This is a genomic window from Klebsiella sp. BIGb0138, assembly GCF_004342285.1.
Lineage (GTDB): Bacteria > Pseudomonadota > Gammaproteobacteria > Enterobacterales > Enterobacteriaceae > Klebsiella.
The window spans coordinates 29,101-44,049 of sequence record NZ_SMCV01000018.1; the positions used below are offsets into that span (position 1 = coordinate 29,101).

Below are 14,949 nucleotides of genomic sequence, written 5' to 3' on the forward strand. Positions count from 1 at the left end.
ATGTCGCTGGCTAAAGCTTCATTGTGGACCGCCGCGTCCACGCTGGTCAAAATCGCCGCCGGGCTGCTGGTGGTGAAACTGCTGGCGGTGTCTTTTGGACCGGCGGGCGTGGGCCAGGCCGGTAACTTTCGCCAGCTGGTCACCGTCCTCGGCGTGCTGGCGGGCGCGGGTATTTTCAACGGCGTCACCAAACTGGTGGCGCAGCACCATGACGATCGCCAGCAGCTGAATAAAGTGGTCGGGACCTCCTCAGCGATGGTGCTCGGCTTCTCAACGCTGCTGGCGCTGGTGTTCCTGCTGGCGGCGGCCCCCATCAGCCAGGGGCTGTTTGGTCACACGGATTACCAGGGGCTGGTGCGCCTCGTGGCGCTGGTACAGATGGGCATTGCCTGGGCCAACCTGCTGCTGGCGCTGATGAAAGGTTTTCGCGATGCGGCGGGGAATGCCCTGTCGCTGATCGCCGGCAGTCTGATTGGCGTCGTGGCCTACTATGCCTGCTACCGCGTGGCCGGCTATCAGGGGGCGCTGCTGGGGCTGGCGCTGGTGCCGGCGCTGGTCGTGGTGCCGGCGGCGATTGTATTATGGCGGCGGGGGACTATCCCGCTAAGCGCGCTGCGGCCGCGCTGGGACAATGGCCTGGCGGGGCAGCTTAGCAAGTTTACCCTGATGGCGTTGATTACCTCGGTGACGCTGCCGGTCGCTTATGTGATGATGCGTAACCTGCTGGCGGAGCATTATGGCTGGGAGGCGGTAGGGATCTGGCAAGGGGTCAGCAGTATTTCCGATGCCTATCTGCAGTTTATCACCGCCTCGTTCAGCGTGTACCTGCTGCCTACGCTGTCGCGTTTGACTGCCAAAGCGGATATCACCCGCGAGATCGGCAAGTCATTAAAATTTGTTCTCCCGGCGGTGGCCGCGGCGAGCTTCACCGTCTGGCTGCTGCGCGACTTTGCCATCTGGCTGCTGTTTTCTGAGCGCTTTACGGCCATGCGCGATCTGTTTGCCTGGCAGCTGGTCGGCGATGTGCTGAAGGTGGGCGCCTATGTTTACGGTTATCTGGTGATCGCTAAAGCGTCGCTGCGCTTTTATATTCTGACAGAAATCAGCCAGTTCACGCTGCTGACCGTATTCTCGCACTGGCTCATCCCGGCGCACGGCGCAACTGGCGCGGCGCAGGCGTATATGGCTACGTATATTGTTTATTTCGCCCTCTGTAGTGGCGTGTTTTTACTCTGGCGTAAACGGGCATGACAGCACTGATACATGTACTGGGATCGGATATCCCCCACCATAACCAGACCGTTTTGCGGTTCTTTAATGATGAACTGGCCGCCGGCGACGAGCAGGCGCGGAGATTTATGGTCGTTGGTGATGCAACGGGCGTCCGCGAAGCGTACCCGGGGTTGTCTATCACCTGTTATCCCGGTAAAAAAGCGCTGGCGCAGGCGGTCATTGCGCTGGCAAAAGCCGATCGTCGTCAGCACTTTTTCTTCCACGGTCAGTTTAATACCGGGCTGTGGCTGGCGCTGCTGGGTGGAGGAATTCGTCCTGCCCAGTTTAACTGGCACATCTGGGGGGCCGATCTGTATGAGAATTCGTCCAGCCTGAAATTTCGTTTATTCTATCCCCTGCGCCGCCTGGCTCAGGGGCGGGTCGGGCGCGTTTTTGCCACCCGCGGCGATCTGAGCTGGTTTGCCCGTCGTCATCCGCGCGTGCCCGGCGAGCTGCTCTATTTCCCGACGCGGATGGATCCGGCGCTGAATTCGCTGGCCGATAGCGCGCCGCACGCTGAGACGCTGACGATTCTGGTGGGGAACTCCGGCGACCGCAGCAATGAACATATTGCGGCGCTGCGGGCGATTCATCAGCAGTTCGGCGATACGGTAAACGTGATCGTCCCGATGGGCTATCCGGCAAACAATGCCGACTATATCCACGAAGTCCGGGAGGCGGGCGCGGCATTATTCCGTGCTGAACGTTTACAGATACTCGGCGATCGACTCGCGTTTGATGAGTATCTGGCTCTGCTGCGCCGCTGCGATCTGGGCTACTTCCTGTTTGCCCGCCAGCAGGGGATCGGTACATTGTGCTTGTTGATTCAGGCGGGGATCCCCTGCGTACTGAATCGGGAAAATCCGTTCTGGCAGGATATGGCGGAGCAGGATATTCCGGTGCTGTTTACCGGCGATACGCTGGATGTCGCCGTCGTTCGCGAGGCGCAACGCCAGCTGGCTGGCGTTGATAAGAACCAGATTGCCTTCTTCCGGCCGAATTACCTGGCGGGCTGGCAGCGGGCATTGCGGATTGCTGCGGGGGTGAGCGTATGACATTAATGCAATTTTGCGGGCTGCTGGTGGTCTGGCTGCTGTCGACGCTGTTTATCGCCACCGTGACTTACTTTGAGTTTCGCCGCGTGCGTTTTAACTTCAACGTCTTCTTCTCGTTGTTGTTTTTGCTGACTTTCTTCTTTGGCTTCCCGCTGACCAGCATCCTGGTGTTCCGCTTTGATGTCAGCGTCGCCCCGCCGGAAGTATTGCTGCAAACTCTGCTGGTGTCGGTCTGTTTCTACGCGGTGTATTACGTGACCTATAAAACGCGCCTGCGTTCGGCTACGCACGACAGCCGGCGCCGTCCGCTATTTACCATGAACCGGGTGGAGACCAACCTGGCATGGGTGATTTTGCTGGGCGTCGCGCTGCTGTGCGTCGGGATTTTCTTTGCCCATAATGGCTTCCTGCTGTTCAGACTCAACTCCTACAGCCAGATCTTCTCCAGTGAAGTCTCCGGCGTGGCGTTGAAGCGATTTTTCTATTTCTTTATCCCGGCAATGCTGGTGGTCTATTTCCTGCGCCAGGATTATAAGGCGTGGATATTCTTCCTGATCAGCACCGTGGCGTTTGGCCTGCTGACCTATGCCATCGTCGGCGGTACCCGCGCGAACATTATTATCGCTTTCGCCATCTTCCTGTTTATCGGCATTATTCGCGGCTGGATCAGCCTGTGGATGCTGGCGGCGGCTGGCGTACTTGGCATCGTCGGGATGTTCTGGCTGGCGCTTAAACGCTACGGCATGAACGTCAGCGGCGATGAGGCGTTTTATACCTTCCTCTATCTGACCCGCGATACCTTTTCGCCGTGGGAGAATCTGGCGCTGCTGTTGCAGAACTACGACAAGATCGCGTTCCAGGGGCTGGCGCCGATGATCCGGGATTTCTACGTCTTTATCCCCAGCTGGATGTGGCACGGCAGGCCGTCAATGGTGCTCAATACCGCGAACTACTTTACCTGGGAAGTGCTGAATAATCACTCCGGCCTGGCGATCTCGCCGACGCTGATTGGTTCGCTGGTGGTGATGGGCGGCGTCTGGTTCGTCCCGCTGGGCGCGGTGGCGGTCGGGCTGATTATTAAATGGTTCGACTGGCTGTATGAGCTTGGCAACCGGGAGAGTAATCGCTATAAAGCGGCCATTCTGCATAGCTTCTGTTTTGGCGCTATCTTCAACATGATAGTGCTGGCACGCGAGGGGCTGGATTCCTTTGGCTCCCGCGTGGTGTTTTTCCTCGTGATCTTTGGTATCTGCTTGCTGGCGGCGAAATTGCTGTACTGGTTCCTGGATAGCGTGGGACTGATTCATAAGCGGAGCAAACCGCTTTCGCAACCTCAGGTCTGATAAGGATGGACATGACTGGGACTACTTCTGCGCCGTTGTATCTGTTGAGAGGATTACAACTCATTGGCTGGCGCAACATGCAGCATGCTCTGGATTATCTGTACGCTGACGGTGCTATCCGTCAGGGAACGCTGGTCGCGATTAACGCCGAGAAGATGCTGGCGGTAGAGGACGACCCGGAGGTGCGGGCGTTGATTGAGGCTGCGGAGTTTAAATACGCCGATGGCATCAGCGTCGTGCGCTCATTGCGCAAAAAATATCCTCAGGCGCAGGTGTCGCGCGTGGCGGGAGCCGATTTATGGGAAGCGCTGATGGAACGCGCGGGCGCCCAGGGGACGCCGGTCTTTCTGGTGGGCGGCAAGCCGGAGGTGCTGGCACAGACCGTATCCCAGCTGCGGGCACGCTGGAAGGTCAATATTGTCGGGAGCCAGGACGGCTATTTCGCCGCTGGCCAGCGCCAGGCGCTGTTCGAGCGTATCCGCGATAGCGGGGCGCAAATCGTCACCGTGGCGATGGGATCGCCGCGTCAGGAGATTCTGATGCGCGATTGCCGGGCGGTCTATCCGCAGGCGCTGTATATGGGCGTGGGAGGCACCTACGACGTATTTACCGGCCATGTTCACCGGGCGCCAAAATTCTGGCAAAACCTGGGGCTGGAATGGTTCTATCGTTTGGTATCCCAGCCGAGCCGGATTAAAAGACAGATCCGCCTGCTGCGATATTTACGTTGGTATTACACCGGTCAGCTCTGATATTCCGCTGCTAATTGGCCAGTTTGCGTACATATTCTGTCTAATACCTTAATTTGCCTGATACTTTATTTGCCATTTGCGCAAAATTCATTAACCATTCGCATGCTTAATGCGCGGCGGGCGGTCTTTGCCGTCGCGCAGGCAAGGCCATTTCCTTTCATTAATTCATAAAAATAACCGGTATATGCACAAGACCCTTCGGGAGACGGCGAGGGAGTCAATCTGCCATTACCCAGCGGCATACATCACTGTGCGGTTGGCGTGTGCGGAGCGAACCAGCAGGCAGATCGCCTGAAGGGTGCGGAGTAAAAACCGGAGGCAGGGCAAACACAAGAGGCTATATGACAGAGAAAAAAGCGGAACTCCAGCGCGGGCTGGAGGCCAGGCACATTGAACTGATCGCCCTTGGCGGTACGATTGGCGTCGGTTTATTTATGGGGGCGGCCAGTACGCTGAAGTGGGCCGGTCCTTCCGTCCTGCTGGCGTATATTATCGCCGGCTTATTTGTGTTCTTCATCATGCGTTCGATGGGCGAAATGTTGTTCCTCGAACCGGTAACCGGCTCGTTCGCCGTTTACGCACACCGCTACATGAGTCCGTTCTTCGGCTACCTGACCGCCTGGTCATACTGGTTTATGTGGATGGCGGTCGGGATTTCGGAGATTACGGCCATCGGGGTGTACGTGCAGTTCTGGTTCCCGGAGATGGCGCAGTGGATACCGGCGCTGATTGCCGTTGGGCTGGTGGCGCTGGCGAACCTGGCCGCGGTACGCCTGTATGGTGAGATCGAATTCTGGTTCGCGATGATTAAAGTCACCACCATTATCGTGATGATTGTCGTCGGGCTGGGCGTGATTTTCTTTGGTTTTGGTAACGGCGGGCACGCTATCGGCTTCGACAACCTGACCGAGCACGGTGGTTTCTTCGCCGGCGGCTGGAAGGGCTTTCTGACGGCGCTGTGCATTGTGGTGGCGTCCTATCAGGGCGTGGAGCTGATCGGGATTACCGCCGGCGAGGCGAAGAACCCGCAGGTTACCCTGCGTAGCGCGGTCGGTAAGGTGCTGTGGCGCATTCTGATTTTTTATGTCGGCGCCATTTTTGTGATTGTGACCATCTTCCCGTGGAATCAGATTGGCTCCGGCGGCAGTCCGTTCGTCCTGACCTTTGCCAAAATAGGGATCGCCGCCGCTGCCGGGATTATCAACTTCGTGGTGCTGACGGCGGCGCTTTCCGGTTGTAATAGCGGGATGTACAGCTGCGGACGGATGCTCTACGCGCTGGCGAAGAACCGCCAGCTGCCTGCGACTATCGGCAAAGTGTCGCGCAACGGCGTACCGGCGGCGGGCGTTGGGTTGTCAATTCTGATTCTGCTGCTCGGCTCATGCCTGAACTATATTATTCCGAATCCACAGCGGGTATTCGTCTACGTCTACAGCGCCAGCGTGCTGCCGGGCATGGTGCCGTGGTTTGTGATCCTGATTAGCCAGCTGCGTTTTCGCCGCGCCCACCGGCAGGCGATGGCCAGCCATCCGTTCCGTTCGCTGCTGTTCCCGTGGACGAACTATTTGACGATGGCGTTTCTGGTTTGCGTGCTGATCGGCATGGGTTTTAACGACGATACCCGTATGTCGCTGTTCGTCGGGATTCTTTTCCTGGCCGGGGTCACGCTTATTTATCGGGTTTTTGGCCTTGGTCGGCAGGGGAATATCGACAAAACGGCGGAATAAACGCCAAAATGCGCAAAGCGTGAGCAAACAGAAATTTTATTTAAAAAGGCACTAGACAGCGGGGGGGGAAGTCCGTATTATCCGACCCCGCAACGGCGCTAAGCGCCCGTAGCTCAGCTGGATAGAGCGCTGCCCTCCGGAGGCAGAGGTCTCAGGTTCGAATCCTGTCGGGCGCACCATTTAACCCGGTGCTTGAGCTGCGGTGGACTGGGAATTTTACAGTGCCGCGTGAAAAGATTTGTAGTGGTGGCTATAGCTCAGTTGGTAGAGCCCTGGATTGTGATTCCAGTTGTCGTGGGTTCGAATCCCATTAGCCACCCCATTATTTGATAGAGTTGTGAATTGCGAAGGTGGCGGAATTGGTAGACGCGCTAGCTTCAGGTGTTAGTGTTCTTACGGACGTGGGGGTTCAAGTCCCCCCCCTCGCACCACGACTTTAACGAATTGAACTAAAAATTCAAAAAGCAGTGCATCGGCGAGTAGCGCAGCTTGGTAGCGCAACTGGTTTGGGACCAGTGGGTCGGAGGTTCGAATCCTCTCTCGCCGACCAATTTTGAACCCCGCTTCGGCGGGGTTTTTTGTTTTCTTCCGTGCCAAATCTTTCTCATATCCCCATGATCTTGCAAACAAAAACCTCACATGCCTCCGGTATGCGCCGCGGTAGTTTGTTGGGCAGAAAACTCCCAATTCACCCTGCGGACAGATGCAATTTCCCCAGAACCTGTGCGATAATAAACGGGTAGATGCTCATTCCATCTCTTATGTTCGCCTTCGGCCTCATAAACCCAGGAATGATGCAGAGCCGTTTACGGTGCTTATCGTCCACTGACAGATGTCGCGTTTATACGCACGATCTTCACGCTGCTTCAAAGCAGCTTGAGAGATACAGCGTATCGTCTCATCAAACACCATGGACATAACGTTGAGTGAAGCACCCAATTTGTTGTCAAACAGACCTGTTTTAACGCCTGCCCTGGTTTCAGTGCAGGCGTTTTTTTATTTCAGGGGTCAATGAAACGAACAGGGACGGCGGGGGAAAAGGGCGGCTGGGAAGCGCGCTATCGCCCTGAAGAGAGGCGATAGCGGCAGGCGAGCGGGCTACTGCTGCGGATTGTTCTGCAGGGTCAACAGCAGGCCATCACGGCGCATGGCGGCGGCCTCTTCCGGTTGATGCATCCGGTCAAGGGTATCGGCCAGCCACGCATAATCAAATGCATCCGGGCGCTGCTTCAGTGCGGCGCGGAACGCGATGCTGGCTTCCTGCCATTCGCCGTGGCGCATCAGAGATTGCCCCAGCGTGCTCCACAGCAAGGGACGATCGCCAACGGATTTGATCTGCTGACGCAGCACTTTTTCCAGCTGCTCTGGGTTATTGGTCTTCAGGCGCGGGATGAGCATCACCAGGCGGTCGTCATACTGCTTCTTCAGACCGTCGATAATAATTTGCTGCGCGGTATCGTGATCGTCGCTTTCGATGAGCAGGTTGGCCATCGCCACCTGCAGCGATACCTGCGCGCGGGTTTTGCGGTTTTGACCTTTCCACCATTCGCGCAGCCCTTCGCTGCCCCGATCGGCCAGGGTTTTATCCATTAAACCTATCCACGCCTGCTGCTCCAACGCGGCGCGATGCGCGTCATCGCTGACGTTGGCTTTCGCCATCGACGGGATAATATCCAGCAGCGAATGCCATGCCCCGGTGCGGGTATAGGCCTGCTCGGCCAGACGCAGAACTTCCGGGTGCCGTGGGGTAATTTCCAGCAGCTTATCAACCCCGTGGCGCGCGGCCAGGTTTTCATTACGCGCCAGCTGCAGACGCACGCGGGCGATCTCTACCGGAATCAGATCGTCTCCAGCCAGTTCCGTGGCGCGTTCCAGATGTTGGTTTGCCCGCGCCTCATCACCACGCTGCTGGGCCGCTTCTGCCGCCAGCAGATAGTTCACCACCGGCTGTTCAGCATGATCGGCGTTCTTCGCCATCAGCTTCTCAACCTGCTGATAGTCGCCTTCCGCCAGCTTGAGTAGCGCCTGCTCGGTTTGTTTGCGCGCGCGGCGGCGCTTACGCCCGACGAACCAGCCGCGGGTATGGGCGCCGGTACGGAAAATACGCCGGAATAGCCATTCAATGGCAAACAGTACCACCATGGTAAGGATCATAATGATCGCCAGCCCGGTGACGCTGGTTTCGATATTGTAGTTATCGGTCTGGATCAGCACGTAGCCCTGATGCCCGGAGATAATGGGGCCGACGACGATCCCGGCGATCAACAGTGCGAAGAGTAAGAGAATTTTCAACATGCGTTACTCTCCTTGTGTCGCAGGTGCGGGCGCTGACGTCGCGGCTGCCGGAGCTGGCGTACTGCCCGGCGCGGCGGCAGGCTGCGCCATCAGATTGCGTACCCGCGTCTGCATCAGCTTCTCGAGGATCGCCTGGCTCTGCAGGTTGTCCGGCACGTTCATGGTGATGCTCTGCTGGCTCAGCTTATCAACGTCCTCAAGGAAGGCCTTTGTTGAGGCATCTTCGGTATCGTAATAGGCACGGACCCAGGTCGACACGTTATCCAGCGCCTGTTTGTAAGTCTCTTCCTGATGGCGCGGAACCGCCTGCGCTGCGACCAGCAGACGGGAACGGATATTTTCGCGCAGGTAGACATCCTGGTTTGGCGCCAGCAGCGGCACCGCCGTTTCGTCGCGGCGACGGACGGTAATAAAGCTGTCCATGAAGCTCTGCCAGCTTTTTTGCAGATTCACCCGCCACTCGCCGATAGAGCTGGACAGCTCTTCGCTATCGGAATCCATCGGGGAATCGTCATCGTTGTTGTCTGCGAGACGCAGATTATCGATCTGGTTAGCGAGCTGGTTTACCTTGAGGATAATACCGTCATAGTCGACCTGGCTGACCGCCGACAGGGAGGCGATATCGTCGGTGATCGCCCGGCGGGCGCTAATCAGGCTGGGGTCGTTCATATCGGCGAGGCTGGCATCGGCGCTTTTCAGCAGCGCCGCGGCGGTGGTGACGTCCTGATCGCTCCACAGCTTACGTCCGGCCGCTTTCACCAGGAAATCAGCCTGCGCCAGCAGCCAGGTTTTGGCATCGCTACCGGAAATGACGGCCACTTTTTGCTGGACTTCCTCCAGCTGCTTCGCCAGCGTTTCCTGCTGCTGCTTCGCCTCTGTCAGCTGGTCGGCCTGCTGTTTAATTATGCCTTCGAGTTCGGTTTTTTGGCTGTCCTGCGCTTTTTGCAGCTCCGCGACCCGATCGGCGAGCGTTGTACTGGTCTCGTTCTGCCGTGATACTTGCTGTTTATTCAAACCATACAGGCCGACGCCAGCGGCGAGGGCAATGGCGATCGCAACCGCGCTCAGAACGAGACTGGTTTTATTTGCGCCGTTTTTCTTTCCGCTATTCTCTGGCTGTGGCGCCTTGTCCACGGCCTCCCTGGTCTCTTCAACCACGGCGGATTGGTTTTGTTGTTCCGTCATTATGGCTTCCAATGTTGAGAGTTATTGTAATGCGCGTAGCAGCGCATCGTTGTCGGCGCTATCGGCAACCTGGATATCCTGCCAGCCCAGTTCCCGGGCCTGCTGGGCCAGGCGTTCACTGACAACTAAAATGCGACAGCGAAGGAGCCACCGTTCGCGATACCACTCCGGTATCAGCGCCCAAAGCTGTTGCAGCATCTCGCCGCTGGTGACGACCAGCGTGGTGACGCCGCGGGACTGCCAGCGCATTGCTTCTTCTGCGCCGTCGTAATGCCGGGCACTACGTTGATAGCATTCACAGAAAGTGACGTCGGCGCCGCGCTCGCGGAGCGTTGCGCCTAACAATTCCCGCCCGCCGTTGCCGCGAAGAAGAAGAGCCTTCTTCCCCGCAATGTTTTGTAATTCAGGTAATTGTAGCAAGACTTCGCTGATTTCCCGATCTAATGGGTAGCGAATATCCCTGGCGCTGACTTTATGCAGGGCCAGCGCGGTGGTGCGACCGATGGCGAAATAGCCGGGAGCCTGCGGCCAACGCTGGTTCAGCTGATGCAGGCGGGCGTGGGCAAACTCCACGGCGTGCTGTGAAAGGGCAAACAACAAATCGCCTGCGGATAAGGCCGCCAGCTGGCCGCTTAAGGCGTGCAGTCCGCGGCCGGGGGTAAATTCAATAAGTGGAAAGCTCCAGGCCACGCGTCCCAGCGCGCGCAGGCGGCTGACCAGCTCTTCGCCTTGCGGCAGCGGACGGGTGACCAGGATACTCATCGCGGCGCTTCTCCCGCATAGACGGCGGCGAGAATATCGCGGGCGCCGTTATCCAGCAGTTCTTCCGCCAGCGAGACGCCGAGGCGTTCGGCATCTTCCGCCAGGCCGCGTCGCTCGCCGTGTACTACCTGCGAGCCGTCGGGGGCGCCAACCAGCGCGCGCAGCCACAGCTCGCCGTTGACGAGCTCGGCGTAGCTGCCGATAGGCACCTGACAGCCGCCTTCAAGCCGGGTATTCATCGCCCGCTCCGCGCGTACGCGAATGGCCGTTTCCGCATGATTCAGCGGGGCTAACAGCGCCTGGGTCCATTGATCGTCAAGACGACATTCAATGCCGACCGCGCCCTGGCCAACGGCGGGCAGCGACTGCTCCGGCGTCAACGGCTGACGAATGCGCGCTTCGAGCCCGAGGCGTTTAAGGCCCGCGGCCGCGAGGATAATGGCGTCATACTCGCCGCTGTCGAGTTTCCCGAGACGAGTCCCCACGTTGCCGCGCAGCGAACGGATCACCAAATCCGGACGCCGGGCTGCCAGTTGGCACTGACGGCGTAAACTCGATGTGCCGACGATGCTGCCGTGCGGCAGCGCGTCGATGGAGGCGTAGTGATTGGACACGAAAGCATCGCGCGGATCTTCGCGCTCGCAAATCGTGACCAGCCCCAGTCCCGCGGGAAACTCGACCGGAACATCTTTCATGGAATGCACGGCGATATCCGCGCGGTCTTCCAGCATGGCCAGCTCTAACTCTTTGACAAACAAGCCCTTGCCACCCACTTTTGCCAGCGGGGTATCCAGGAGCACGTCGCCGCGAGTCACCATCGGCACCAGTTCGACCACCAGCCCAGGATGACAGGACTCAAGGCGTTCTTTCACATAATGCGCCTGCCATAGCGCAAGTGGGCTTTGCCGTGTGGCAATTCTCAAAACTTTGTCTAACATGCTTGTTACCGTCGTTGTCGACCACAAACTATCCTAACATTGTTGCCTTATGGATGTTAGTTTTGTGGGATTAGGGGCGCGGCTCTTTCTTTATTAACGTTTGGTGCCATCCCGGTTGCCACAACCGTAGTGAGGAATTTACACGCAGTAAACGGTGCTACACTTGTATGTAGCGCATCTTTCTTTACGGTCAATGAGCAAGGTGTTAGATTGATCACGTTTTAAACCATTTGTCCGTCAGCAGCTCATCACAACCACACCGACGACAAATGGTGACGGTTTTTGTTGAAATACTGAAATCCTCCGTACTATTGTACGACGGGTTTTTGAACATCAGGCGATATGTCTTGTACCTCTATATTGAGACACTGAAACAGAGACTGGATGCCATCAACCAACTGCGCGTCGATCGCGCGCTTGCTGCCATGGGACCCGCTTTCCAGCAGGTTTACAGTCTACTGCCGACATTACTACATTATCATCACCCGTTGATGCCGGGTTACCTTGACGGTAACGTTCCCCGTGGCATTTGCCTCTACACGCCTGATGAAACCCAACGCCACTACCTTGACGAGTTAGAACTGCACCGGGGCATGCTGGCGCAGGAGCCGCCGAAAGGCGAGCTGCCGATTACCGGCGTCTACTCGATGGGCAGTACCTCCTCCGTCGGTCAAAGCTGCTCTTCCGACCTCGATATCTGGGTTTGCCACCAGGCATGGCTCGATACCGAAGAGCGTCAGCTGCTGCAGCGTAAATGCAGCCTGCTGGAAAGCTGGGCCGCCTCGCTGGGCGTTGAAGTCAGCTTCTTCCTGATTGATGAAAACCGCTTCCGCCATAACGAAAGCGGCAGCCTGGGCGGCGAAGACTGCGGCTCAACGCAGCATATCCTGCTGCTGGATGAGTTCTACCGCACCGCCGTGCGCCTCGCCGGCAAGCGTATTCTGTGGAATATGGTGCCGTGCGAGGAAGAAGAGCACTACGACGATTACGTCATGAGCCTGTATGCGCAAGGCGTGTTGACGCCGAACGAATGGCTGGATCTTGGCGGCCTGAGCTCGCTGTCGGCGGAAGAGTACTTCGGCGCCAGCCTGTGGCAGCTCTATAAAAGCATCGATTCGCCATATAAGGCGGTGCTGAAAACGCTGCTGCTGGAGGCTTATTCCTGGGAATATCCTAACAACCGCCTGCTGGCGAAAGACATTAAGCAGCGCCTGCATGACGGGGAAATCGTTTCGTTCGGTCTCGATCCCTACTGCATGATGCTTGAGCGCGTCACCACCTACCTGCAGGCGATTGAAGACGAGACCCGTCTCGATCTGGTCCGCCGCTGTTTCTACCTGAAAGTGTGCGAAAAACTCAGCCGCGAGCGCGCCTGCGTGGGCTGGCGTCGTGAAGTCGTGAGCCATCTGGTGCAAGGGTGGGGCTGGGATGAAAAGCGTCTGATGATGCTCGACAACCGGGCGAACTGGAAGATCGACGAAGTGCGCAAAGCGCATAACGAACTGCTTGATGCGATGATGCAGAGCTATCGCAATCTGATCCGCTTCGCGCGTCGCAACAACCTGAGTGTGTCCGCCAGTCCGCAGGATATTGGCGTGCTGACCCGTAAGCTGTATGCGGCGTTTGAAGCGCTGCCGGGGAAAGTTACCCTGGTGAACCCGCAAATCTCCCCGGATCTGTCCGAACCGAATCTGACCTTTATCCACGTGCCGCCGGGCCGTGCCAACCGCACCGGCTGGTATGTGTATAACCGCGCGCCGGATATGGAATCGATCATCAGCCATCAGCCGCTGGAATATAACCGTTATCTTAATAAGCTGGTGGCCTGGGCCTGGTTTAACGGCCTGCTGACGTCACGTACTCGCCTGTTTATTAAGGGCAACGGCACTGTCGATCTGGCGAAACTGCAGGAGATGGTGGCGGATGTGTCGCATCACTTCCCATTGCGCCTGCCGTCGCCGACGCCCAAAGCGCTGTATAGCCCCTGCGAAATCCGCCATCTGGCGATTATCGTCAACCTTGAATACGACCCGACCGCCGCGTTCCGCAACCAGGTGGTGCACTTTGACTTCCGTAAGCTGGATGTCTTCAGCTTTGGCGAAGAGCAGAAGTGCTTAATCGGCAGCGTCGATCTGCTGTATCGCAACTCGTGGAATGAGGTGCGCACCCTGCACTTTAACGGCGAGCAGGCGATGATCGAAGCGTTGAAAACCATCCTCGGTAAAATGCATCAGGATGCCGCGCCGCCGGACAGCGTAGAGGTGTTCTGCTATAGCCAGCATCTGCGTGGTTTGATCCGTACCCGCGTGCAGCAGATGATTTCCGAGTGCATTGAGCTGCGCCTTTCCAGCACCCGTCAGGATACCGGGCGCTTTAAAGCGCTGCGCGTTTCCGGCCAGACCTGGGGACTGTTCTTCGAGCGTCTTAACGTGTCGGTACAGAAGCTGGAGAACGCCATTGAATTCTACGGCGCGATTTCGCATAACAAGCTGCACGGCCTGTCGGTTCAGGTGGAAACCAACCATGTTAAGCTGCCGCCGGTGGTGGATGGCTTCGCCAGCGAAGGGATTATTCAGTTCTTCTTTGAAGATGCCGATAACAACGACAGCGGGTTTAACATCTATATCCTGGACGAGAGCAACCGCGCCGAGGTGTATCATCACTGTGAAGGCAGTAAAGAGGAGCTGGTGCGTGACGTGAGCCGTTTCTACTCGTCATCCCACGATCGCTTCACTTACGGCTCCAGTTTTATCAACTTCAACCTGCCGCAGTTCTACCAGATCGTCGACGTCGATGGCCGACCTCAGGTTATTCCCTTCCGTAGCCAGGCGATCGGCGCTGCCGCCACGCCGGTGAGCCCGGATGCCGTGGGGTCACCGGTGCTGCAGCAGCACTATTCCTGAGCGGAAGCCCGGCGTGCGCTGAGCCGGGCGAGCTGATTAACGGAAACTGACCTCTTCACCGGCCTGATGCGTCGCCGCCTGTTCCAGCAGATCCCAGAAGGTTTCACCGCTGCGATCGCAAACCCACTCGTCACCTTTGAGATCGAAATGGTAGCCGCCTTGTTTCGTCGCCAGCCACACCTGGTGCAGCGGCTCCTGACGATTGATAATGATTTTGCTGCCGTTCTCAAAACTGAGGGTCAGCACGCCGCCGTTGATCTCACAGTCGATATCGCTATCGCCGTCCCGGTCGTCCAGACGCTCTTCGATGGTCATCCACAGGCCGTCGGCCAGGCGATGGAATTCACTGTCGTTCATGGTTCTACCCTGCTTTTTTGAAGATGGCGGCAGTATAGCGCGAAACAAAAGCGCGTGCAGTCGGATGCTAAACGCTTGCTTTTACGTCTTCTCCTGCGATGATAGAAAGCAGAAAGAGTGAATCACGGGCAACTATCAATGAAAAACGTTTTTCCAACGCTTGCCGTTTTATTGGCGATCTTCAGCCTGACCGGCTGTGGTCTGAAGGGACCGCTTTACTTCCCTCCGGCAGAAAAGACGGCGGCTCCGCCGACCAAACCGGTCGATAGCGGTATCCAGAGCTCGACGCCAGATCGTAACGATCGCGGTGATAGCGGTGGCCCGACCCAGGTAGACTATTGACGATAACTTTCTGTTCCG

At 57.5% G+C, this 14,949-nt stretch carries 12 protein-coding genes and 4 tRNA genes; 11 read left to right on the forward strand and 5 right to left on the reverse strand.

The genetic code is table 11. The annotated features are described in order from the left end of the window. From wzxE to EDF73_RS26230, 9 genes are all read left to right on the forward strand, one after another. The gene (gene wzxE / locus EDF73_RS26190; RefSeq protein WP_132731860.1) at window positions 1-1,251 is read left to right on the forward strand and encodes a lipid III flippase WzxE; all 1,251 of its coding nucleotides are present in this window, start codon (window positions 1-3) and stop codon (window positions 1,249-1,251) included. Further along, window positions 1,248-2,327, forward strand: a complete 1,080-nt coding sequence (locus EDF73_RS26195; RefSeq protein WP_132731861.1) for a TDP-N-acetylfucosamine:lipid II N-acetylfucosaminyltransferase — start codon at window positions 1,248-1,250, stop codon at window positions 2,325-2,327. The genes wzxE and EDF73_RS26195 overlap by 4 nt, the downstream gene beginning before the upstream one ends. After that, window positions 2,324-3,670, forward strand: a complete 1,347-nt coding sequence (gene wzyE, locus EDF73_RS26200; protein ID WP_132731862.1) for an ECA oligosaccharide polymerase — start codon at window positions 2,324-2,326, stop codon at window positions 3,668-3,670. The genes EDF73_RS26195 and wzyE overlap by 4 nt, the downstream gene beginning before the upstream one ends. Before the next feature lie 11 nt (window positions 3,671-3,681). Continuing rightward, on the forward strand, window positions 3,682-4,422 hold the full coding sequence (wecG, locus tag EDF73_RS26205) for a lipopolysaccharide N-acetylmannosaminouronosyltransferase (RefSeq protein WP_132731863.1): 741 nt from the start codon (window positions 3,682-3,684) through the stop codon (window positions 4,420-4,422). A 341-nt stretch (window positions 4,423-4,763) separates the two neighbouring features. Then, entirely contained in the window at window positions 4,764-6,149 is a 1,386-nt protein-coding gene (locus EDF73_RS26210) for an amino acid permease (protein ID WP_132731864.1), read from the forward strand. A gap of 102 nt (window positions 6,150-6,251) precedes the next feature. After that, a tRNA-Arg gene (locus EDF73_RS26215) sits at window positions 6,252-6,328 on the forward strand. Between the two features lie 67 nt (window positions 6,329-6,395). Then, window positions 6,396-6,471 (forward strand) — tRNA-His (locus tag EDF73_RS26220). A gap of 22 nt (window positions 6,472-6,493) precedes the next feature. After that, window positions 6,494-6,580: transfer RNA gene (locus EDF73_RS26225), tRNA-Leu, on the forward strand. A 42-nt stretch (window positions 6,581-6,622) separates the two neighbouring features. Then, window positions 6,623-6,699 (forward strand) — tRNA-Pro (locus tag EDF73_RS26230). A 548-nt stretch (window positions 6,700-7,247) separates the two neighbouring features. Here EDF73_RS26230 and hemY read toward each other — a convergent pair. Genes hemY through hemC form a run of 4 tightly spaced genes read right to left on the reverse strand, consistent with a single transcriptional unit; the run spans window position 7,248 to window position 11,329 of the window. Continuing rightward, window positions 7,248-8,444 carry a protoheme IX biogenesis protein HemY gene (hemY, locus tag EDF73_RS26235; RefSeq protein WP_132731865.1) on the reverse strand — a complete coding sequence of 399 codons (1,197 nt, stop codon included), beginning with the start codon at window positions 8,442-8,444 and terminating at the stop codon, window positions 7,248-7,250. 3 nt (window positions 8,445-8,447) lie between these two features. Next, window positions 8,448-9,629 (reverse strand): uroporphyrinogen-III C-methyltransferase, encoded by a 1,182-nt coding sequence (gene hemX / locus EDF73_RS26240; RefSeq protein WP_132731866.1) that lies wholly within the window; start codon window positions 9,627-9,629, stop codon window positions 8,448-8,450. A 21-nt stretch (window positions 9,630-9,650) separates the two neighbouring features. Further along, entirely contained in the window at window positions 9,651-10,391 is a 741-nt protein-coding gene (gene hemD / locus EDF73_RS26245) for a uroporphyrinogen-III synthase (RefSeq protein WP_132731867.1), read from the reverse strand. Then, window positions 10,388-11,329 carry a hydroxymethylbilane synthase gene (hemC, locus tag EDF73_RS26250; protein WP_132731868.1) on the reverse strand — a complete coding sequence of 314 codons (942 nt, stop codon included), beginning with the start codon at window positions 11,327-11,329 and terminating at the stop codon, window positions 10,388-10,390. The genes hemD and hemC overlap by 4 nt, the downstream gene beginning before the upstream one ends. A gap of 347 nt (window positions 11,330-11,676) precedes the next feature. Here hemC and cyaA point away from each other — a divergent pair, with 347 nt between their 5' ends. After that, window positions 11,677-14,232, forward strand: a complete 2,556-nt coding sequence (gene cyaA / locus EDF73_RS26255; protein ID WP_132731869.1) for a class I adenylate cyclase — start codon at window positions 11,677-11,679, stop codon at window positions 14,230-14,232. A 36-nt stretch (window positions 14,233-14,268) separates the two neighbouring features. Here the strand turns inward: cyaA and cyaY are convergent, their stop codons facing one another. After that, window positions 14,269-14,589: an iron donor protein CyaY gene (gene cyaY, locus EDF73_RS26260; RefSeq protein ID WP_132731870.1), complete on the reverse strand. Its 321-nt coding sequence runs from the start codon at window positions 14,587-14,589 to the stop codon at window positions 14,269-14,271. Window positions 14,590-14,727: 138 nt separating this feature from the next. Here cyaY and EDF73_RS26265 point away from each other — a divergent pair, with 138 nt between their 5' ends. Beyond that, complete coding sequence (locus EDF73_RS26265; RefSeq protein WP_132731871.1) at window positions 14,728-14,931, forward strand: lipoprotein; 204 nt, start codon at window positions 14,728-14,730, stop codon at window positions 14,929-14,931. Window positions 14,932-14,949 lie beyond the last annotated feature (18 nt).